We start from the raw sequence: 20,135 nt of genomic DNA, 5'->3' as shown, positions 1-20,135 counted from the left end.
CTTGTCTCAGTCCGGCAGGGCGATCGGGCCGATTTCGTCGAACACGTCGCCTGGGCCGGGGTTGTCCGGGTGGGTGCGGCCACCGAAGTGGTTCATGATACCCCACACCGCATTCAGCGATGTCTGTACCGCGCCTTCCACCCAGGCCGGCGTCCACGACACGTCGTCACCGGCGATGAACATGCCGCGCTGCTCGGCAGGCATGTCCTGCTGCATGAAGTGCGCGTACATGCGCTGGTTGTAGCGGTAGTGCCCAGGCAGCGCGCCCTTGAAGGCGCCGAGGAAGTGCGGGTCGGCCTCCCAGGAAACGGTGATCGGGTCGCCGATGATGTGCCCGGCGATGTCGGTCTTCGGGTAGATCTTCTTCAGTGCGTCCAGGGCCAGTTGCACGCGTTTTTCCACTGGGTGCGGCAGCATCTTCAGCGCGTCGCTCATCCACGAGTACGACAGGCAGATCACCCCCGGCTTGTCGTCACCGTTGTCGAACAGGTAGGTGCCACGGGTGAGGCGATCGGTGAGGGTCATGCTCATCAGGTCGCGGCCGGTTTCCGGGTCTTTGTCTTTCCAGAACGGCCGGTCGACCATGACGAAGGTCTTCGACGACTGCATGTAGCGGGTGCGGTCCAGGGCCATCCACATCTTTTGCGAGAACAGCGATTCCTCGCAGTCGATCTGGGTGGTCAGCAGCCAGGTCTGGCAGGTGGCGAGCACGGCGCTGTAGTGACGGGTGTCGCCCCAATTATCGGTGACCGCCAGGCGGCCATCGGCAGCGCGGGCGATGCGCTTGACCCCGGTACGCGGTGCGCCGCCATGCAGCCCGCTCAGGCTGGTGCCTTCCGGCCAATGCACGCAGCGCTCCGGTACATGGCGCCAGATGCCTTGCGGTACCTGTTCCACACCGCCGACTACCAGGTGCTGGTGGTCGTCGCAGTTGGTCATCACCACGCGGAAGATTTCCAGCATCGAGTTGGGGAAGTCCGAGTCCCAGCCGCCGGTGCCGAAGCCGACCTGGCCGAACACTTCGCGGTGCTGGAAGCTCAGCTGGGCGAACGAGCGCGAGGTGGCGACGAAGTCGTAGAACGTGCGGTCGTCCCACAGCGGTACCAGCTTGTTCCAAAGCTCTTTCAGGCGCGGTACGTCACGGTCGCGGATGGCCTGCTGGATGTCGGCGAACTGGGCACCGCTTTCCAGCGCGTCGGCCCAGGCATCGGCCACTTCGTGGAACAACTTGGGCAGGTCGGTGGGTTTTTCGGCGTAGTAGGTCTGGCCTTCCAGGTCGATCACAGTGCTGCCCGAGGCCGGGGTCAGTGGGTTGGGGAACGGTTTGGTCTCCAGGCCCAGCTTGTCCACGTAGTGGTAGAAGGCAGTGGACGACACCGGGAAGCGCATGCCACCCAGTTCGGCGATGATCCCGTCAGTGCCGTTGAAGGTTTGCGAGCGCAGCCGGCCACCCAGCTTGGATGCTTCGTACACCACCGGCTTTAGGCCCAGCTTCATCAGCTCGTAGGCCGCCACCAGGCCGGCGATACCGGCGCCCACGATTGCCACTTCCTCACCATGGCGCTCGGCCGGGATGCTGCCCAGGCCTGCGGGGTGTTCCAGCCAATCGTCGAAGGCGAAGGGGAAATCCGGGCCGAAGATGGTGACGGGTTTTTTACCATCGGCGGGGTGGCGGTTTTTCTTGTTCATGAAGTGACCTTGCCAGAGAGGCTGCGCAGGGGCGGAGCCTGAGTATAGGAGATGCCTGGAGGCCATTTTAGGGAGTGGGGTGTTCGTTATTAAGGTGCATATTGTTGTCTGAATGTAGCTTGAATCGTCGAAATGTATAAACAAGATTGCTTTATGACGAACAGGAAGCCTACCCATCTCAAGCACAGCATCGGCCCCCTGTGGGAGCGGGCGAGCCCGCGAAGAAGCCCCCGCGGTGTATGGCACGGGCTTCGCCCGTGTTCGCGGGCACGCCCGCTCCCACAGGGTGTGATCAGACAGTTCCTACACCCATGCCATGAATTAAAGAATTACCCTACGCCCGCTATAGCCTCGGTCTGGCTGCGTGGGAAACGCCTCATCGTTAACTTCACTGGGTCGCCGCTGTTCGGGCGACTGGGTGTGAGAACCCATCTCCAACTTCGTACCAAGGCTTATTTCATGGCAGCTGTGCGCGGGCAGGCTTTCGCCTGGCCGGATTTCCAAGTTGGCCGGTTCTCACCCCGTGCATGGCTGCCACCTATTTCCCGTGAGAAGGAGTTGGTAGGCGGTTTTCTCAAGACTCAATTTGGAAACTGCATCATGAAGAAGACTTATTCCGACCAACCCGAAAAACTGAAACCCACCGCAGAAAAAACCTTCTGCAACTGCGAAACCAGCCACCCGCCATTATTCGCCATACGCCCCGGCATCGACGCCGCAGACGCCTTGGTCCACGCCTGCCTGCTGGCCCGTGGCCTCAATCAGATCGCCACCGACTATGCCCAGCATCACGCCCCCGAGCGCAGCCGTGACATCGTCTGGTCGATGCAGCATTCCGCCGAAAGCCTTTCGGCGATTCTGGAAGGCCTGCTCGACGGCCAGGAGGCCTGACCGCCAGCCAGGTTCAGAGCGGCTGCCCTCGGTCCACCTTGCTGCTGAGAATGATCGACGTGGTGGTCTTCTCCACCCCGTCGACACTGCCGATCTGGTCGAGCAACTGGTCCAGTTGCTCGGGCGAATCCGTACGCAGCCAGGCCACATAGTCGAACTCGCCGCTCACTGCGCACAGCTGCTGTACCTGGCCCATGGCACTCAGGCGCCGCACCACCTCCTTGCCCGAGCGCGGCTGCACCTTGATCCCCACATACGCCTGCAGCCCACCCCCCATCACCCGCTGGCCCAGGCGCACGCCATAGCCGGAGATGACCTTGTTCTTCTCCAGCCGCTCCAGACGCGAGTTGACGGTAGTACGAGCGATGCCCAGCTGGCGGGCGAGGGTGGCGACGCTTTCGCGGGCGTTTATCTGCAACAGGGCGATCAGCTGGCGATCGATTTCATCCAGCGTGATGGAGCGGGAATCCGACATGGCGAGTCTCTACGGTTGACCCGCTAGCCTAGCCAGCCTGCGGTAAGCAGGGCAAGGGTAGACAGTTGGCCATGCGTTGCATCAGTGCTGCAATCCCGGGGCAGCTTCGCGGCCCTTTCGCGACACAAGGCCGCTCCTACAGCTGCTGCGCCGGCATGTAAGCATCGGGCGCAATGACAGAACTGCTCGATTGGTCCGGCAGGTCGAGGTGCGGTCTAGGGTGGAATAGGAGCTCACAAAATCTAACGATTTATAGCTGTTTAGATAGCCATGCCTGAGCAGAGAATGGCCCTCTCACGAACGTTGTGTTTCGGAGGACGAGGATGCCAGCCTACTACCTTGCATCAGCTCCCTCATTGCGCAATACTGCCGACAACAACTAACCCTCACGACCGGCGTGGCATGACCATCTGGTTGGAGGGGGAAAAAGCCGGCTTAAGCCGGTTTTTTCGTTTCTGGAGTGCAAAAAATGCAGAGAAAGCTTGATTCTGAGCCTCTGCGCACTCGTATCTATATCGACGGCTACAACTTCTACTACGGCTGCTTGCGCGGCACACCGTACAAGTGGCTCGACCTGCTACCTCTCTTTGAAAAGCACATCTTGCCTTCCATACTGGTCACGGACAGCCATGGCCAGATCAGGGCATGGCGGCTCCTGGAATCCCCCTCGATCAAATATTTCACGGCAAAGATCATCGAGTCGGTCGCCCGTGCTGGCGATTCAGTGTCGTCACAAGCTCGCTACCACACTGCTTTGCGCAAGCTGCATGACGGTCGAATAGAGCTCATCGAAGGTTATTACGCCGTCAATAAAATGAAGGTGAAGATCGTCGACCCTGAAAATCCGGACAAGGCTCCGCGTGAGTGCCAGGAAATCCAGGCCTGGAAGGTGGAGGAGAAACAGAGCGACGTGAATCTGGCCCTCCAGGCTTACCATGATTCGATCACGGGGCAGGTTGACCATGCCGTCATCGTTACCAACGATACTGACATCGCTCCTGCACTTCAGATGATTCGTGCTCACACAGATGTGCGGATTGGCGTGGTTGTGCCGACGTCGGGGCAAAACCGCTCGGCGAATACCGACCTGATCAAGTTTGCGCACTGGAAGCGAGAGCACATCAATTCAGGCGAGCTTGCGGCCTGTCAGCTACCGAGAGTGATTCCAGGGAGGAAACCAACCATCAAGCCGGAGTCCTGGTATGGACAACCTGAACTGCTGCAGGAAATTCTGGATTTGGCCATTCCTGTACGCGGAAGCAGGGCGGCAGCGTTCAAGTGGATGGAGCAGCCCAATCAGTTCCTCAGTGGTGAGCGGCCGATAGAGCTGGTGGAAACTGCCGAAGGTGCGACACGGGTTCTTCAGTACATACACAGCTGGATAGCCCAGCAAGAGGAGTTGCCCTAGTCAGGAGAACATGACGACTGCAGTCCCTGAAATGACAAAGGCCTACGTTCTGCAACGTAGGCCTTTGAGTTTTCTGGTGGGCCCACACGGACTCGAACCGTGGACCAAAGGATTATGAGTCCTCTGCTCTAACCGACTGAGCTATAGGCCCTCAGTAAGTGGCCGGATTATAACGAGGGTTTCGCACCTGTGCCATCTGAAAGATCCGATAGTGCTATGCGAAGAAACGTCGCCGCGAAGTCGTCCGGGGGCAGGGGCAGGCTGACGATGTAGCCCTGGATCTGCTCACAGCCCTCTGCCGCCAGGAACCGTTGCTGGGCCTGGTTTTCCACGCCCTCGGCAATGATGGTCAGCTGCATGCTGCGGCCCAGGGCGATGATGGCGCGGGCGATGGCGGCGTCATGAGGGTCGTCGGGCAGCCCGCGGATGAACGACTTGTCGATCTTGAGAATGTCCAGCGGCAGGCGCTTGAGGTAGCTCAGCGATGAATAACCGGTGCCGAAATCGTCGATGGCCAGTTGCACGCCCAGTTTCTTCAGCTGGTACAGCACGGCCAAGGCTTCCTCTGCCTGGCTCATGATGAAGTTTTCGGTGATTTCCAGCTGCAGGTCACCGGCTGTGAGCTGGTAGTGCTTCAGCAACTGTTCGATGCGCCTGGCAAGGTGGGGATGGCGTAGCTGGGCGCCGGCGAGGTTTATCGACAGCGGGCCGAAGGGGTCGTAGTGCATCTTCCAGGCCTGCATCTGCCGGCAGGCCTGCTCCAGTACCCAGTCACCGATCTGGAGTATGGTGCCGTTCTCTTCCGCCAGGTGAATGAAGTGCTCCGGCGGCACTTCACCAAAGGTCGGGTGGCTCCAGCGTATCAGCGCTTCGGCACCGACCAGGCTCTGTGTCTTGAGGCTGAGCTTGGGCTGGAAGCACAGGCTCAGTTCGTTGCGCTCGATGGCGCGGCGCAGTTCGTGCTCCAGGGCGATGCGTTCGCTGGCCTGGGCGGTGAGGTCGAGGGTGTAGGCTTCGACGCGGTTACGGCCCTTGGCCTTGGAGCGGTACATGGCGGCGTCGGCGTTGCGAATCAGTGTGGCAACGTCGGTACCGTCCTGTGGATAAAGGCTGATGCCGATGCTGGCGCTGGTGAAGAACTCATGCTCGCCAGCCTGGAATGGCGCGTTGAAGCAGGTCAGCAGCTTGTTGGCGATGGCGCTGGCGTCACTGGGTTTGTGCAGGCCGGGCAGCAGGATGATGAACTCATCGCCACCCAGGCGGGCCACGGTGTCGACATCACGCACCTGCTCTTTCAGGCGTTGGGCGATGCCCTTGAGCAGCAGATCGCCGACCGGGTGGCCGAGGCTGTCGTTGATGTGCTTGAAACGGTCGAGGTCAAGGAACAGCACCGCGCCCTTGCGGTTGGAGACCTGCGCGCAGGTGAGCGCGGCCTGCAGGCGGTTCTCGAACAGGGCACGGTTGGGCAGGCCGGTCAGTGGGTCGTGGTGGGCCTGGTAGTCAAGCTTGGCCTGGGCGTGCTTGAGGCTGGAGATGTCGGCGAACACAGCGACGAAGTGGGTAATCTCGCGCTCGCTGTTGCGTACGGCGCTGATGGTCAGCCAGCCGGGGTACAGTTCGCCGTTCTTGCGCTTGTTATAGATCTCGCCTTGCCAATGGCCTTCATCGGTCAGCTGGTGCCACATGGCGGCATAGAACGCACTGTCGTGCTGGCCGGAGGCGAGCAGGCGTGGGGTCTGACCGAGGGCTTCGATCTCACTGTAACCGGTGATTTCGCTGAAGGCGCGGTTTACGGCACTAATGTGCTGGTCGATGTCGGTGATCAGCACGCCTTCGGCGGTGTTCTCGAACACGGTGGCGGCCAGCTGCAGCTTTTCCTGCATCAGATGGCGCTCAGTGATGTCGCGGGCGATGGTCAGTATGCAGTCGTCGCCAGCAATCGGCAGCGGCCGTGCAGAGAGTTCGCAGAGGCGAATCTGCCCGTCGCTGCGGCGCAGGTGGCACGTGAAGTCGCGTACGAAGCCGTCGCGTTTTAGCTGTTGGACCAGACGCTTGCGCTCGTTGAGGTCGACCCAGATGCCCAGGTCCAGCGAGGTCTGGTCGATGGTCGGGCTGAGATCATAGCCGGTCAGGCGGCAGAAGCCTTCGTTCACTTCGAGCAGCAAACCGTCGCTCTGGCGCGACAGCAGCAGGCCATCGGGCGAGGCATGGAAGGCCTTGGCGAATTTCTCTTCCGAGGTTTGTAGCTGCTCCTGGGTTTCCTTGAGCTGGCTGATATCGCGTACCGCCACCACGAGCGCGAGGTTGCCGTCGAGTTCAAAGGTTTCGGCCGAGGTCAGGCCGGTGAAGAGTTGGCCGTTGCTGCGGCGGAAGCTCATTTCCAGGTTGCGGATACCGCCTTGGTGCAGGCGTTCGAGCAGCCGCGGGCCGTCGCCTTCGACGCCCCACAGGTTGAGCTCGGTGGCGGTGCGGCCAATTACCTGGCTCGGGGTGAGGCCGATCTGCTCTTCGAAGGCCTCGTTCACCTCCAGCAGGCAGCCGTCGCTGTGGCGGGCGATCAGCAGGATGTCGGGGCACTGCTGGAACACCGAGGCGAACTTCTGTTCGGACAGGCGCAGGGCGTCCTCGGTGCGCTTGGTCTCGCTGATGTCGATCATCAGGCCACGCATCACCGGCTGGTGGCCATGCTCGATCATGCTGACGATGTTGCGTACCCACAGTGGCTGGCCATCGGCCCTGATCACCCGGTAGTCGAGGCTGTGGTCGCGGCCGGCGGCAGTCTCGCTGTCGCAGTAGGCCTGGGCCCAGAGGGCATCCTCCGGGTGCAGGATGCTGCGCCAGAAGCCAGGTTTGAGCCAGTCGGCCAATGGGTAGCCGAGCAGGCCTTCTGCGTGGGGCGAGACGTAGCTGTAGGTGAAGTCGTTGGCGTCGGCCTCCCAGGCTATGGCGGACAGGCTCTCGACCAGGCTGCGATAGTGGTACTCGCTGCTGCGCAGTTCCTGCTCCAGGGCGATGCGCCGTGAAATTTCCGAACTGAGCCGGCGGTTGATCCGGATGACCGCTGCCAGCACGGCCATCAATACCAGCACCGTGGGCAGGCCATACACCAGCAGGTCCGACCAGAACATCCGTTGGTCGACCACATTGCCCACCCAGCGTTGCTGGATCTGGCTGACTTCGCTGCTGCTCATGTCGGCTATCACTTTGTCGAGAATGCCGACCAGTACTTTCTTGTCGCGCGGGGCGGCCATGGCCAATTGGTAGCGGTAGGGCGTTTCGTCGCTGACGTAGAGGCCGTCGAGCTTGAGCTGGCGCAGGCTCCAGATGCTTGAAGCGAGGTCACCGACCACGGCGTCCACTTCGTCGGTGGCCAGGGCCTGCAGGGTAGAGCTGACGTTAGGCAGGGCCACCAGGTTGAGGTCTGGGTGTTGGGTGCGCAGCAGTTCGTGCGGGGCGTAGTTTTCGACCACGGCAATCTTCAGGCCGTAAAGGTCGTCCAGGTTGCGCGGCTGTGCACCGCCTTTGTGGGCGAGGATAACGATGGGAAAGTCGAGGTACGGCCGGGTGAAGGCCAGGTAGCCTTGGCGCTCGGGGGTGGACATGATGCCGGGCAGCAGGTCGATGCGGCTTTCGCGTGCTTGCGCCAGTACCTCGGTCCAGCTGCTGGGTTCGACCGGTTTGAGCGTCACGCCCAGGCGTTGCTGGATCGTGGCGATGTAATCGGCGGCCAATCCCTGGTACCGGCCCTCCTGGTCGCGAAACTCGAACGGTGGCCAAGAGGCGTCTACACCCAGGCTCAGCTGCGGGTGGGCAGCCAACCAGGCTTTCTCCTCGTCTGTCAGGGTCAGGGCGCCGGCCGTTGTGTTCCACAAGATCAGGAGCAGCAACAGGATGGCCGGCATCAGCGGCATAGCGGCCTCACATTCAAGTGGTATGAAGTCGAGTGTAGACGGGCATTGCTGCAGGTGTGCGGTGGAGGGCAGGGTCTTTTGTCAGAGGCAACAGGGCCTTGCGGGTGTGGGGCGGCCTGCATGGCCTTCATGGCATGCGCACCCCCTGTAGGAGCAGCCTTGTGCTGCGAAGACGCCAGTCAGGCGAAAGATCATCTACTGTTGCAATGGACTCTTCGCAGCACAAGGCTGCTCCTACAGAGATCGCGCCAGAATTCAGATTTTGCGCAACAGCCGGAAAAGAAAAACCCCGGCCTGGGCCGGGGTTTTGTCATCACTCGTCGAGGAAGGAGCGCAGATGCTCGCTGCGAGTCGGGTGGCGCAGTTTGCGCAACGCCTTCGCTTCGATCTGACGGATCCGCTCGCGGGTCACGTCGAACTGCTTGCCCACCTCTTCGAGGGTGTGGTCGGTGTTCATGTCGATACCGAAGCGCATACGCAGCACCTTGGCTTCGCGTGCGGTCAGGCCCGAGAGCACGTCACGAGTGGCTTCCTTGAGGCTTTCGACCGTGGCCACGTCAATCGGGGACTGCATGGTCGAGTCCTCGATGAAGTCGCCCAGGTGCGAATCTTCGTCGTCACCGATCGGGGTTTCCATGGAGATCGGCTCTTTGGCGATCTTCAGTACCTTGCGGATCTTGTCCTCAGGCATTTCCATGCGCTCGCCCAGCTCTTCCGGGGTCGGTTCGCGACCCATTTCCTGCAGCATCTGGCGGGAAATACGGTTGAGCTTGTTGATCGTCTCGATCATGTGCACCGGAATACGGATGGTGCGCGCCTGGTCGGCGATCGAACGGGTGATCGCCTGGCGGATCCACCAGGTGGCATAGGTCGAGAACTTGTAGCCGCGACGGTATTCGAACTTGTCCACCGCTTTCATCAAGCCGATGTTGCCTTCCTGGATCAGGTCGAGGAATTGCAAGCCACGGTTGGTGTACTTCTTGGCGATGGAGATCACCAGACGCAGGTTCGCCTCGACCATTTCTTTCTTGGCGCGGCGGGCCTTGGCTTCACCGATCGACATGCGACGGTTGATTTCCTTGATCTCGGCAACGGTCAGGCCGGTTTCGGTCTCAAGGTCGATCAGCTTCTGCTGGCAAGCGACGATGGCAGCGTCCTTTTCACCCAGGGCGGCAGCCCATTTGGTGTTGCGCTTGGCCAGGTCACCGCTCCAGGTCTGGTCGGTTTCGTTGCTCGGGAACATGCGCAGGAAGTCGGCACGCGGCATGCGGGCGTCACGCACGCACAGCTGCATGATGGCGCGTTCCTGCTGGCGCAGGCGGTTCAGGGCGTCACGAACACGCTCTACCAGTACCTCGAACTGCTTCGGTACCAGCTTGATCGGCATGAACAAATCGGCCAGGGCCTGCAGGGCGTCGATGCTTTCCTGGTGGGTGCGACCATTCTTCTTCAGAACCTTGTTGGTGGCCTGAAGCTGGTCGTTGACCGCGCCGAAACGCTGACGGGCGACTTCCGGGTCCGGGCCGCTCTCGGCCTCTTCCTCGTCGTCACCGCTTTCGGATTCGTCCTCGTCGTCGTCGGACTCTTCCTTCGCAGCGGCGGCCTTGGTGCCTGGGATCGGCACTTCTTCGGTCGGCGCGGCGATATTGTCGTCAGGATCGATGTAACCGCTGAGAACGTCCGACAGACGGCCGCCTTCGCTGGTGACACGGTCATATTCGCTGAGAATGTAGTCGACAGTGCCCGGGAAGTGAGCGATGGCGCCCATGACTTCACGGATGCCTTCCTCGATACGCTTGGCGATTTCGATCTCGCCTTCGCGGGTCAGCAGCTCGACGGTGCCCATTTCGCGCATGTACATGCGCACCGGGTCGGTCGTGCGGCCGATATCGGTTTCAACTGCCGCCAACGCAGCAGCGGCTTCTTCGGCCGCGGCTTCGTCGGTGTCGGCTTCCGCCAACAGAAGGGCATCCGCATCCGGAGCACTCTCGAATACGTTGATCCCCATGTCGTTGATCATGCGGATGATGTCTTCCACCTGTTCCGGATCTGAAATATCCTCAGGCAGGTGGTCGTTGACCTCCGCGTAAGTCAGGTAGCCCTGCTCACGACCGCGGGTGATCAACTCTTTGATACGAGACTGCTGTTGCGCTTTTCCGGACATAACACCCTATCCACTGAAGGTCTTGGCGGGCAAAAAACAAGCCGAGGATTATACCCGAGCATGGGCCTCACGCGCCAGATGAGGTCGGCGTTTGTGCGGGAACATTCCGGCTCAGCAGGGCGAGGAGCTGGGTTTTTTCCTCGCTGGTCAATTCGCTTTGACGTGATTTCCTGAGCAGTTGTTCCAGGCTGCGCTCGCGTTGGCGGGCGGACAAGCTAGTTATAGTGTCGAAAAACTGTTGTTCAAGGTTGTCGGCCACGATCAGCCATTCCTTTTCCGCCAGGGCCCGCAGCAGGCGCCCCTGTTCGGTGCCGTGCCAACGTGCGATCAACTGCATTGAGCTTAGCCCAGGATTTTTCTGCGCGGCTTCGATCAGTGCCACCAGCAGCTGGCTGTACAAGTGCTCTTCATCGGCGAAGTGGCTGGCATCTTCCACCTTGCCGGCCAGCAGAGGGTGGTGCAGCAAGGTGCGCAGGGCGGCCAGGGTGGGTGGCTCGACCGGGGCCGGTACGCGTGGTGGTGCTTCGTCACGCTGCTGCCATGGCTTGCCACCCTTGCGGTTCTTGTCCCAGGGTTTGTCGCCCCACTGCTTCTTGCCAGCGCCCTTGTTCGGCTTCCACTCCTGTTCCTGATGAACGGGGGCGAAGTCGTGCTGCGGCATGTCGCCGTAATCGGGGGTATAGCTGGCCATGGCGTCATAGTCGTAGCCAGGGTCGTAGTCCGGCACGCTGCTGGTGGCCGGGGCGTGTTGCGCCAGTTGCTCGACCTGCTGCGGGTCGAGGCCGGTGATTTCCTTAAGGCGGTTGCGCATCAGCTGGCGCAGGTTGGCGCCGGGGATCTTTTCGATCAGCGGTGCGGCAAGGGTCGCCATGTGCGCCTTGCCTTCCAGCGAGCGCGGGTCGGCTTCGACGCTTAGCTGCTCGAAGAAGTAATCGGCCAGCGGCTGGGCGTGCTGGTTGATGCGGGCCATGAAGGCGTCGGTGCCTTCGGCGCGCACCAGGCTGTCCGGGTCTTCGCCCTCGGGCAGGAACAGGAAGCGCGCGCGGCGGCCGTCCTGCAGGTTCGACAGGGTCGACTCCAGGGCGCGCCAGGCAGCCTTGCGCCCGGCCTGGTCACCGTCGAAGCAGAACAGCACGCTGGGTACCACGCGGAACAGGCGCTTGAGGTGCTCTTCGCTGGTGGCAGTGCCGAGGGTGGCCACGGCGTTGCGCAGGCCCTGCTGGGCCAGGGCAATGACGTCCATGTAGCCCTCGACGACGATGATTTCGTCGAGGTTGCGGTTGTGCTTGCGTGCCTCGTACAGGCCGTAGAGTTCCTGGCCTTTGTGGAACACCGGGGTTTCCGGGGAGTTAAGGTACTTGGGCTTGTCGTCGCCGAGCACTCGGCCACCAAAGGCGATGATGCGTCCGCGGCTGTCGCGGATCGGGAACATCACCCGGTCGCGGAAACGGTCGTAGCGCTTGCCGCTTTCGGCGTTCTCGATCAACAGGCCGGCATCGATCATCACCTTCTGCTGCAAGGTGTCGGCACCCAGGTGCTTGAGCAGGTTATCCCAGCCTGGCGGGGCGAAGCCCAGGCCGAAGTCACGGGCGATTTCCCCGGACAGGCCGCGGCCCTTGAGGTAATCCACCGCTGCCTTGCGGGTCGGGTGGCTGCGCAGGGCCTGGCGGTAGAACTCCGAGGCGGCGTCCAGCAGCGGGTACAGCGGCGAATCGGTTGGCTGGCGCGGCTTGTGGTCGCGGCGACCTTGCTCGCGGGGTACTTCCATGCCGGCGGCGCGGGCCAGCTCCTCGACCGCCTGGGGGAAGTCCAGGTTGTCGTGGTCCATGACGAAGCCTAGGGCGTTGCCGCCGGCGCCGCAGCCGAAGCAGTAGTAGAACTGCTTGTCGGGGCTGACCGTGAAGGAAGGGGTTTTTTCCTTGTGGAACGGGCAGCAGGCGGAATAGTTCTTGCCGGTTTTTTTCAGCTGGACGCGCGAACTCACCACGTCGACGATGTCGAGGCGGTTGATAAGGTCGTCAATGAAACTCTGGGGAATCAGCCCGGCCATGGCAGTCTCGTCATCTGGCAGCTGGCAAGTCTAATCGCTCACGCGCCGAATGGGGCGAGTGCCGCTTGGGAAAGTGCGAGGGAATGTGTGCTCGTCGCCAGCCCCTGAGGGCCCGTCAGTCGGACGTGCACGTCTGGTCATACAACAAGGAGGACCAGCTCTGACGTTTCAGGCAGGTTGCCCATGTGCAGTTCGCATGAAGCTTGTGCAGGGCCTTGAGCTAGCTGCTCAAGTTTGAAACGACCACTGCCATCGCCCGGCGGTTAGCCGGGCAGGGCAGAAGCTTTGCGTAGAACGCCTGTATTAGTACAGACGAACGGCGCGGCGCTGTTCGCGCTGAACTTTCTTGGCGTGACGCTTAACAGCAGCAGCTGCTTTGCGCTTACGCTCGGCGGTCGGCTTCTCGTAAAACTCGCGGCTACGAACTTCAGCCAGTACACCGGCTTTTTCGCAGGAGCGCTTGAAACGACGCAGAGCTACGTCGAAGGGTTCGTTCTCTTTAACTTTGACGGCTGGCATCCAGGGCTACCTTAATTCATTACCGGGGTAGACGTGCTCCTGGCAAAACAAAGGTGTGCTGGAGAACGTCGGTTTTCAAGGGTTGCGGATGTTAACCCTTAGCAAGCCGGAATGCAAAGCCTCTGATCGAAAACCGCTGGTCGGCATCCGACACGGGGACTATCATGCGCGGCTTCGAATTCAGCCCCCACAAGGGACGAACCCATGCTAGTACTGGGATTGGAAACATCCTGCGACGAAACTGGCGTCGCATTATACGACAGCGAACGCGGTTTGTTGGCCGACGCGCTGTTCAGCCAGATCGACCTGCACCGCGTGTTCGGCGGTGTGGTGCCTGAGCTTGCCTCGCGCGACCACGTCAAGCGCATGCTGCCACTCATCCGCCAGGTGCTGGATGAGGCCGGCTGCGTCGCCACCGAAATCGACGCCATCGCCTACACCGCGGGCCCTGGCCTGGTCGGTGCCCTGCTGGTGGGGGCCTCCTGTGCCCAGGCGCTGGCCTTTGCCTGGGACATCCCGGCGATTGGCGTACACCACATGGAAGGCCACCTGCTGGCACCCATGCTGGAAGAAAACCCGCCGGAGTTTCCGTTCGTCGCTTTGTTGGTTTCTGGTGGCCACACGCAGTTGGTGCGGGTCGATGGCATCGGCCAGTACGAGCTGCTGGGCGAGAGCCTGGACGACGCCGCCGGCGAAGCGTTCGACAAGACCGCCAAGCTGATCGGCCTGAACTACCCCGGTGGCCCGGAAATCGCCCGCCTGGCCGAGCGCGGCGTGCCTGGCCGCTTCGTGTTCCCGCGGCCGATGACCGACCGCCCGGGCCTGGAGTTCAGCTTCAGCGGCCTGAAAACCTTTGCCCTGAACACCTGGCAGCAGTGCCGCGATGCCGGCGACGACAGTGAGCAAACCCGTTGCGACCTGTCCCTGGCATTCCAGCAGGCGGTGGTGGAGACTTTGACCATCAAGTGCAAGCGGGCGTTGAAACAGACTGGCCTCAAGCGCCTGGTCATTGCCGGTGGCGTCAGCGCCAACAAGGCACTGCGTGCGGCCCTCGAGGACATGCTCGGCAGCATCAAGGGCAACGTGTACTACGCGCGCCCGCAGTTCTGTACCGACAACGGTGCGATGATCGCCTATGCCGGCTGCCAGCGGTTGTTGGCCGGGCAACAGCAAGACCTGGCAATCAGTGTGCAGGCACGCTGGCCGATGGAGCAGTTGCCGCCGCTTTAAGCTTCAGAAGTGCCGTTCGCGGCCTGCGAACAGGTCGCGCAGGTTGCTGCGATGGCGCCATACGATCATTGCCGTCAACACAGTGATCGGCAGCAGGGCCTCTGGCTCGCGCCAGGCCAGCAACGGCAAGGTCAGTGGTGTGGCGATCAGTGCCGCCAGCGAACTGGTGCGGGTGAGGTAGAAAGTCAGCAGCCAGGCGCCGATGGCCAGCAGCGCGGCTGGGAAATACAGGGCCATGAGCATGCCGGCGGCGGTTGCCACGCCCTTGCCGCCCTGAAAGCGGAAGTATAGCGGGAACAGGTGGCCCAGCACTGCGCAAACGCCAATCCAGGCCTGCGCTTGCAGGTCCAGGCCGGCACCGCGGGCGAGCAATACCGGCAACAGGCCCTTGCACAGGTCGCCAAGCAGGGTCAGGATCGCCAGTTTGCGGCCTGCCAGGCGTAGCATGTTGGTGGCGCCGGCATTGCCTGAACCGCTGGAACGCGGGTCCGGGCTGCCCGTAAGGCGGCTGAGGACGATGGCGAAGGACAGCGAGCCAAGCAGGTAGGCGAGCAACGCCAGTAACCAAAACATGCTAACTATTCCGGGCGAGGACGCCCTGATTCTAACGGCGCCAGTCGCCCTTGTCGTGCTGTGGAGAGAAGTGCTTGGACAGAGTGTTCATCGAAGGCCTGGAAGTCGATACCGTCATCGGTGCCTATGACTGGGAGCGGGATATTCGCCAGTGCTTGCGCCTGGACCTGAGCTTTGCCTGGGATAACCGCCCGGCTGCGGCGGGTGACGACCTGAACCTGGCGCTGGATTATGCCAGTGTGTCGGCCCGTATCCAGGCGTTTGCCGAACAGGCGCGTTTCGAGTTGGTTGAAACTTTCGCCGAGCGCCTGGTGGCGACGTTGATGGAGGAGTTCCACATCCCGTGGGTGCGGTTGAAGCTGACCAAGCCGGGTGCGGTACCGGCAGCCCGTGGCGGTGTTGGCGTGGAGATCGAGCGCGGATGTCTCTGAGCACGGTTTACCTGGGCCTTGGCAGCAACATTGATCGCGAGGTGCATTTGTGCGCCGGGCTTGATGCGTTGGCAGGCATCCTGACCGACATGCGCTGCTCGCCGGCGTTCGAAAGCCAGGCGGTGGGGATCAAGAGCGGTCCGTTCATCAACTTCGTGGTGACTGGGCAGACTGCGTTGCCGTTGATCGAACTGGACCGCCGGTTGAAGTTCATCGAGGCCGACAATGGCCGCTATGCCCCGGACCGCAAGGGGCTGCCGCTGGATATCGACGTGCTGATGTATGACGACTTGCACGGCACGTTCGATGGGCTGGTGTTGCCTCGGGCCGAGATCCTGAAGAACGCCTTTGTGCTGTGGCCACTGTCGCTGCTGGCGCCGGAGCTTGTGCATCCGGGGGTAAGCAAGACAATGGCGCAGTTGTGGCAGGAGGCGCAAATTGATCAGGTGCTGGCGCCGGTTGCCTTTGAGTGGCGTGGGTTGCAGCTGACTCCCGCGTAAGCCTGTTCCGGCCCTTTCGCGGCTAAAGCCGCTCCCACGGGGATCGTACACTTGGCATCATGCGATCCCTGTGGGAGCGGGCGAGCCTTAATGCCGGTCAGTTAAGCAAATTGGGGCCGCTTTGCGGCCCTTCGCGGGCTTGCCCGCTCCCACAGGTTAGGTGCGACGCTCGGAAAATGCGCAGTTCCTGTGGGAGCGGGCGAGCCCGCGAAAGGGCCGGTATGTTCAACCGAGCTTGTAAGCCTCGAGGACTTTCAGCCGCTCACCTTTGAGCGCTTCACCCAAGGCCTGGCCAGTCAGCCCTGCCTGCACCAACGGCTTGACATCCACTGCCCGCGCCGCCGCCGCTGCCCCTCGCAGGTAGTCGGCCTGTGGATAACCCGCTTTGCCCTCGCCCAGCGCTGTCATCTCGCAAGCGATCAGGAAGTCTTCGAACCGCTGTGGCCGCCGGTACACATCGAACTTCTGCAACAGCTCCAGCAGTGTCGTGGCAGGCAGCTCCTGCGCCTGGTTGCCCAGCTTCAGGCACTCACCCGTCAGCAGCGCCAGCTCCTGGCACTCCCGCGGCGCCTTCAGGCGCTGGTTGATGGCTTTGATCGCGGCTGATGCCAGCGACTGCAGCAGGCAGGCCCAGCGTACATGCAGGGGCTTTTCATGCATTGCCGCCTGTTCCAGCGCCGCCAGGGCCTGGGGGGCGTCACCAAGCTCTGGCAGCAGCTCCTGCAGGGCCCCACAAGCATGCAGCACCTGGAAGAACACCTGCGGCTGCGCCTCCATCAGCGCCCGCTCGATTTCCTTCCAGCTGCGCTCGGCGGTCAGCGCCTGCAATTCGCCAGAGGCACTGATCTGACGCATCAGCTCAAGCGTCTCATCGGCAACCCGGAATCCCAGCGGTGCATAACGGGCAGCAAAGCGCGCGACACGCAGTACGCGCAACGGATCTTCGGCGAATGCCGGGGAAACATGGCGTAAAAGGCGTTGATCGATATCGTCCTGGCCATGATAGGGATCGTATACCGTACCCGTCTCGTCCTCGGCCATTGCATTGATGGTCAGGTCACGACGGATCAGGTCTTCTTCCAGGGTCACATCGGGGCTGGCGTGGAAAGTGAAGCCGCCGTAGCCACGCCCGCTCTTGCGCTCGGTGCGCGCCAGGGCGTATTCCTCGCCGGTTTTCGGGTGCAGGAACACCGGGAAATCAGCGCCGACCGGTCGAAAGCCCTTGGCGTGCATTTCCTCGACCGTGGCGCCGACCACCAGCCAGTCGATATCGCTGACAGGGCGGCCGAGCAGGCGGTCGCGCACGGCGCCGCCGACTTTGTAGATGTGCATGTGCAGCTCTCCATAACTGCCGACAGGATAACCCGTCGGCAGCCTTGAAGTTGCACTAGAGGTGGTGAATGACAGCCAGATCCATGCGGCCATAGTCGGCGCTTTCGCCGTGCTCGCCGCGTGGTGGCATGTGGTGGGTTTTCATCACCTGCTCGCCCTGGACGGTCTCCAGGTGGATGTCGAAGCCCCACAGGCGGTGCAGGTGCTTGAGCACTTCATCGGTAGAATCGCCCAGCGGTTTGCGGTTGTGTTGCTGGTGACGCAAGGTCAGCGAGCGGTCGCCGCGGCGGTCAACGCTCCAGATCTGCACGTTCGGTTCGCGGTTGCCCAGGTTGTACTGCGCCGCCAATAGTTCGCGAATGGTCCGGTAGCCGGCCTCGTCGTGGATGGCAGGTACATACAGGTCGTCGCGCTGGTCGTCATCGAGGATGCTGAACAGCTTCAGATCGCGAATGACCTTCGGCGACAGGTACTGCAGGATGAAGCTCTCGTCCTTGAAGCTGCTCATGGCGAACTTGATGGTAGAAAGCCAGTCGCTGCCGGCAATGTCGGGGAACCAGCGCCGATCTTCTTCGGTCGGGTTTTCGCACATGCGGCGGATGTCGGTATACATCGCAAAGCCCAGTGCGTAGGGGTTGATGCCGTTGTAGTAGGGGCTGTCGAAGCCGGGCTGGAATACCACGCTGGTGTGCGACTGCAGAAACTCCATCATGAAGCCTTCGGTGATCAGCCCCTCGTCGTACAGGTCGTTCATCAGTGTGTAGTGCCAGAACGTCGCCCAGCCTTCGTTCATCACTTGGGTCTGGCGCTGCGGGTAGAAATACTGGGCGATCTTGCGCACGATGCGCACCACTTCACGTTGCCAGGGCTCCAGCAGCGGGGCGTTCTTCTCGATGAAATACAGGATGTTTTCCTGCGGTTCGGCGGGGAAGCGCGCATCATCTCGCTCGTTACCCTTGTCGGCGCTCTTCGGAATGGTCCGCCAAAGGTCATTGATCTGCCGCTGCAGGTGCTCCTCGCGCTCCTTCTGCCGCCGCCGCTCCTCTTCGGCGGAAATCGGATAAGGCCGCTTGTAGCGGTCGACGCCGTAGTTCATGAGGGCATGGCAGGAGTCGATCAGGTCTTCCACGGCATCAATGCCATGGCGCTCTTCGCACTGGGCGATGTACTGCTTGGCGAACACCAGGTAGTCGATGATCGAGCTGGCGTCGGTCCAGGTGCGGAACAGGTAGTTGCCCTTGAAGAAACTGTTATGGCCGTAGCAGGCGTGGGCGATCACCAGTGCCTGCATGCACATGGTGTTTTCTTCCATCAGGTAGGCGATGCACGGGTCGGAGTTGATCACGATCTCGTAGGCCAGGCCCATCTGGCCACGGCTGTAGGACTTCTCCGTGCTGAGGAACTGCTTGCCATAGGACCAGTGGTGATAACCCAGCGGCATGCCGACCGAGGCGTAGGCGTCCATCATCTGCTCGGCGGTAATGACCTCGATCTGGTTGGGGTAGGTGTCCAGGGCGTAACGCTCGGCCAGGCGGCTGATTTCCCGGTCGTAGGTCTGGATCAGTTCGAACGTCCACTCGGACCCGGTGGAAATAGGTTGGCGTCTCTGTGCTCTGGCGGTCATGTGGCTAACCTGCGCTGGAAGAGTTCACGGAAGACCGGGTAGATATCGCCGGCCGATACCAACTGCTGCTGGGCGAACGTGTCGGGGAAGGCTTCGCCGATGCGCTCGTATTCGTACCACAGCGCCTGGTGTTCACGCGGGGTGATTTCAACGTAAGTGTAGTACTGCACATGCGGCATGATCTGCTTGGCCAGGATGTCACGGCAGATCGGCGAGTCGTCGTTCCAGTTGTCGCCGTCGGAAGCCTGGGCGGCGTAGATGTTCCAGTCGCTGGCCGGGTAGCGTTCGGCCATGACCTCCTGCATCAGTTTGAGTGCGCTGGAAACGATGGTGCCGCCGGTTTCCCGCGAATAGAAGAATTCTTCCTCGTCGACTTCACGAGCGCTGGTGTGGTGGCGGATGAACACCACTTCGATGCGGTCGTAGTTACGCTTGAGGAACAGGTACAGCAGGATGAAGAAGCGCTTGGCGATGTCCTTGGTGGCCTGGGTCATCGAGCCGGACACGTCCATCAGGCAGAACATCACAGCCTTGGAACTGGGGTTGGGCTGCTTGACCAGCAGGTTGTACTTGAGGTCGAAGGTGTCGAGGAAGGGCAGGCGGTTGATGCGTGCCTTCAGGCGTTCGATCTCGTGTTCGACTTCCTGGATATCGGTGAAGTTGTCTGGCTCCTCGACCTTCAGGCGGGCGAGTTCCTTTTGCGCTTCGCGCAGCAGTGCGCGGCTGCTGCCGGTCAGGGCGATGCGCCGGGCATGGGCCGAACGCAGGGTGCGCACGATGTTGATGCGTGACGGGTTGCCTTCGTTGGCGATACCGGCGCGCACGGTCTTGAAAGTGTCGGCCCCGGTCAGGTGACGTTTGACCAGGTTGGGTAGCTCGAGGTCCTCGAACATGAACTCGAGGAATTCTTCCTGGGTGATCTGGAATACGAAGTCGTCCATGCCTTCGCCGGAGTTGCCGGCCTTGCCTCGGCCGCTGCCACCGCCACCGCCTTGTGGCCTGGGGATGTGTTCACCGGCGGTGAATTCCTTGTTGCCTGGGTGCACGATGGTCTGCTTGCCCCCGCGACCATGGTGCAGCACCGGTTCGTCGATGTCGCGCCCCGGAATGCTGATCTGCTCGCCATGTTCCATGTCCATGATGGAACGGCGGCTTACCGCCTCTTCGACGGCTTTCTTGATGTGTTCGCGGTACCGCCGCAGGAAGCGCTGGCGGTTCACCGTGCTCTTGTTCTTGCCGTTCAGGCGTCGATCTATAACGTAGCTCATGGTCCCTCCGGTAGCTGGGAACAGCTGCACGCTTCAAGCTACGAGCTGCTGCACATAAAGGCAGCAAAGC

At 61.6% G+C, this 20,135-nt stretch carries 15 protein-coding genes and 1 tRNA gene; 5 read left to right on the top strand and 11 right to left on the bottom strand.

Annotated features, from left to right (window positions below):
• Window positions 1-6: 6 nt before the first annotated feature.
• Window positions 7-1,689, bottom strand: a complete 1,683-nt coding sequence (locus IMX18_RS22440) for a flavin monoamine oxidase family protein (RefSeq protein ID WP_025337446.1) — start codon at window positions 1,687-1,689, stop codon at window positions 7-9.
• A gap of 600 nt (window positions 1,690-2,289) precedes the next feature.
• On the opposite strand from IMX18_RS22440, the gene IMX18_RS22435 reads away from it, so the two are divergent.
• Window positions 2,290-2,580 (top strand): hypothetical protein, encoded by a 291-nt coding sequence (locus tag IMX18_RS22435; RefSeq protein ID WP_015268711.1) that lies wholly within the window; start codon window positions 2,290-2,292, stop codon window positions 2,578-2,580.
• A 13-nt stretch (window positions 2,581-2,593) separates the two neighbouring features.
• Here IMX18_RS22435 and IMX18_RS22430 read toward each other — a convergent pair whose 3' ends face one another.
• Complete coding sequence (locus tag IMX18_RS22430) at window positions 2,594-3,055, bottom strand: Lrp/AsnC family transcriptional regulator (RefSeq protein ID WP_015268712.1); 462 nt, start codon at window positions 3,053-3,055, stop codon at window positions 2,594-2,596.
• 469 nt (window positions 3,056-3,524) lie between these two features.
• Here IMX18_RS22430 and nicB point away from each other — a divergent pair, with 469 nt between their 5' ends.
• The gene (gene nicB / locus IMX18_RS22425) at window positions 3,525-4,463 is read left to right on the top strand and encodes a 6-hydroxy-3-succinoylpyridine 3-monooxygenase (RefSeq protein WP_015268713.1); all 939 of its coding nucleotides are present in this window, start codon (window positions 3,525-3,527) and stop codon (window positions 4,461-4,463) included.
• A 74-nt stretch (window positions 4,464-4,537) separates the two neighbouring features.
• On the opposite strand, the gene IMX18_RS22420 is transcribed toward nicB, so the two are convergent.
• The 5 genes from IMX18_RS22420 to rpsU all read right to left on the bottom strand — a co-directional run bounded on the left by IMX18_RS22420 (window position 4,538) and on the right by rpsU (window position 13,107).
• Window positions 4,538-4,614: transfer RNA gene (locus tag IMX18_RS22420), tRNA-Ile, on the bottom strand.
• A gap of 16 nt (window positions 4,615-4,630) precedes the next feature.
• Entirely contained in the window at window positions 4,631-8,374 is a 3,744-nt protein-coding gene (locus IMX18_RS22415) for a bifunctional diguanylate cyclase/phosphodiesterase (protein ID WP_217190211.1), read from the bottom strand.
• 313 nt (window positions 8,375-8,687) lie between these two features.
• On the bottom strand, window positions 8,688-10,538 hold the full coding sequence (gene rpoD / locus IMX18_RS22410; RefSeq protein ID WP_013970578.1) for an RNA polymerase sigma factor RpoD: 1,851 nt from the start codon (window positions 10,536-10,538) through the stop codon (window positions 8,688-8,690).
• 67 nt (window positions 10,539-10,605) lie between these two features.
• A complete protein-coding gene (gene dnaG / locus IMX18_RS22405; protein ID WP_013970579.1) occupies window positions 10,606-12,588 on the bottom strand; it encodes a DNA primase in 1,983 nt (660 codons plus the stop codon).
• Window positions 12,589-12,891: 303 nt separating this feature from the next.
• The gene (gene rpsU / locus IMX18_RS22400; RefSeq protein WP_003255575.1) at window positions 12,892-13,107 is read right to left on the bottom strand and encodes a 30S ribosomal protein S21; all 216 of its coding nucleotides are present in this window, start codon (window positions 13,105-13,107) and stop codon (window positions 12,892-12,894) included.
• A 204-nt stretch (window positions 13,108-13,311) separates the two neighbouring features.
• Between rpsU and tsaD the strand changes: the two genes are divergently transcribed.
• Complete coding sequence (tsaD, locus tag IMX18_RS22395) at window positions 13,312-14,337, top strand: tRNA (adenosine(37)-N6)-threonylcarbamoyltransferase complex transferase subunit TsaD (RefSeq protein WP_217190209.1); 1,026 nt, start codon at window positions 13,312-13,314, stop codon at window positions 14,335-14,337.
• A gap of 3 nt (window positions 14,338-14,340) precedes the next feature.
• Here tsaD and plsY read toward each other — a convergent pair whose 3' ends face one another.
• Complete coding sequence (gene plsY / locus IMX18_RS22390; RefSeq protein ID WP_004375186.1) at window positions 14,341-14,910, bottom strand: glycerol-3-phosphate 1-O-acyltransferase PlsY; 570 nt, start codon at window positions 14,908-14,910, stop codon at window positions 14,341-14,343.
• A gap of 74 nt (window positions 14,911-14,984) precedes the next feature.
• Between plsY and folB the strand changes: the two genes are divergently transcribed.
• Together folB and folK are read left to right on the top strand one after the other, a co-directional pair.
• The gene (gene folB / locus IMX18_RS22385) at window positions 14,985-15,341 is read left to right on the top strand and encodes a dihydroneopterin aldolase (RefSeq protein ID WP_004375185.1); all 357 of its coding nucleotides are present in this window, start codon (window positions 14,985-14,987) and stop codon (window positions 15,339-15,341) included.
• Entirely contained in the window at window positions 15,332-15,841 is a 510-nt protein-coding gene (gene folK, locus IMX18_RS22380) for a 2-amino-4-hydroxy-6-hydroxymethyldihydropteridine diphosphokinase (protein WP_217190207.1), read from the top strand. Before folB ends, folK begins: the two co-directional genes overlap by 10 nt.
• Window positions 15,842-16,066: 225 nt before the next feature.
• On the opposite strand, the gene IMX18_RS22375 is transcribed toward folK, so the two are convergent.
• From IMX18_RS22375 to IMX18_RS22365, 3 genes are read right to left on the bottom strand one after another with little or no spacing between them, the layout of a single operon-like run.
• Window positions 16,067-17,173 (bottom strand): multifunctional CCA addition/repair protein, encoded by a 1,107-nt coding sequence (locus IMX18_RS22375; protein WP_217190205.1) that lies wholly within the window; start codon window positions 17,171-17,173, stop codon window positions 16,067-16,069.
• A 55-nt stretch (window positions 17,174-17,228) separates the two neighbouring features.
• Window positions 17,229-18,797 (bottom strand): SpoVR family protein, encoded by a 1,569-nt coding sequence (locus IMX18_RS22370; protein WP_013970585.1) that lies wholly within the window; start codon window positions 18,795-18,797, stop codon window positions 17,229-17,231.
• On the bottom strand, window positions 18,794-20,065 hold the full coding sequence (locus IMX18_RS22365; protein WP_013970586.1) for a YeaH/YhbH family protein: 1,272 nt from the start codon (window positions 20,063-20,065) through the stop codon (window positions 18,794-18,796). Before IMX18_RS22365 ends, IMX18_RS22370 begins: the two co-directional genes overlap by 4 nt.
• Between the last annotated feature and the right edge of the window lie 70 nt (window positions 20,066-20,135).

Origin of the sequence: Pseudomonas shirazica, from assembly GCF_015168335.1 — a bacterium.
GTDB classification, from domain to species: Bacteria; Pseudomonadota; Gammaproteobacteria; order Pseudomonadales; family Pseudomonadaceae; genus Aquipseudomonas; species Aquipseudomonas asiatica.
This window is presented reverse-complemented; position numbering and strand designations above follow the sequence as displayed.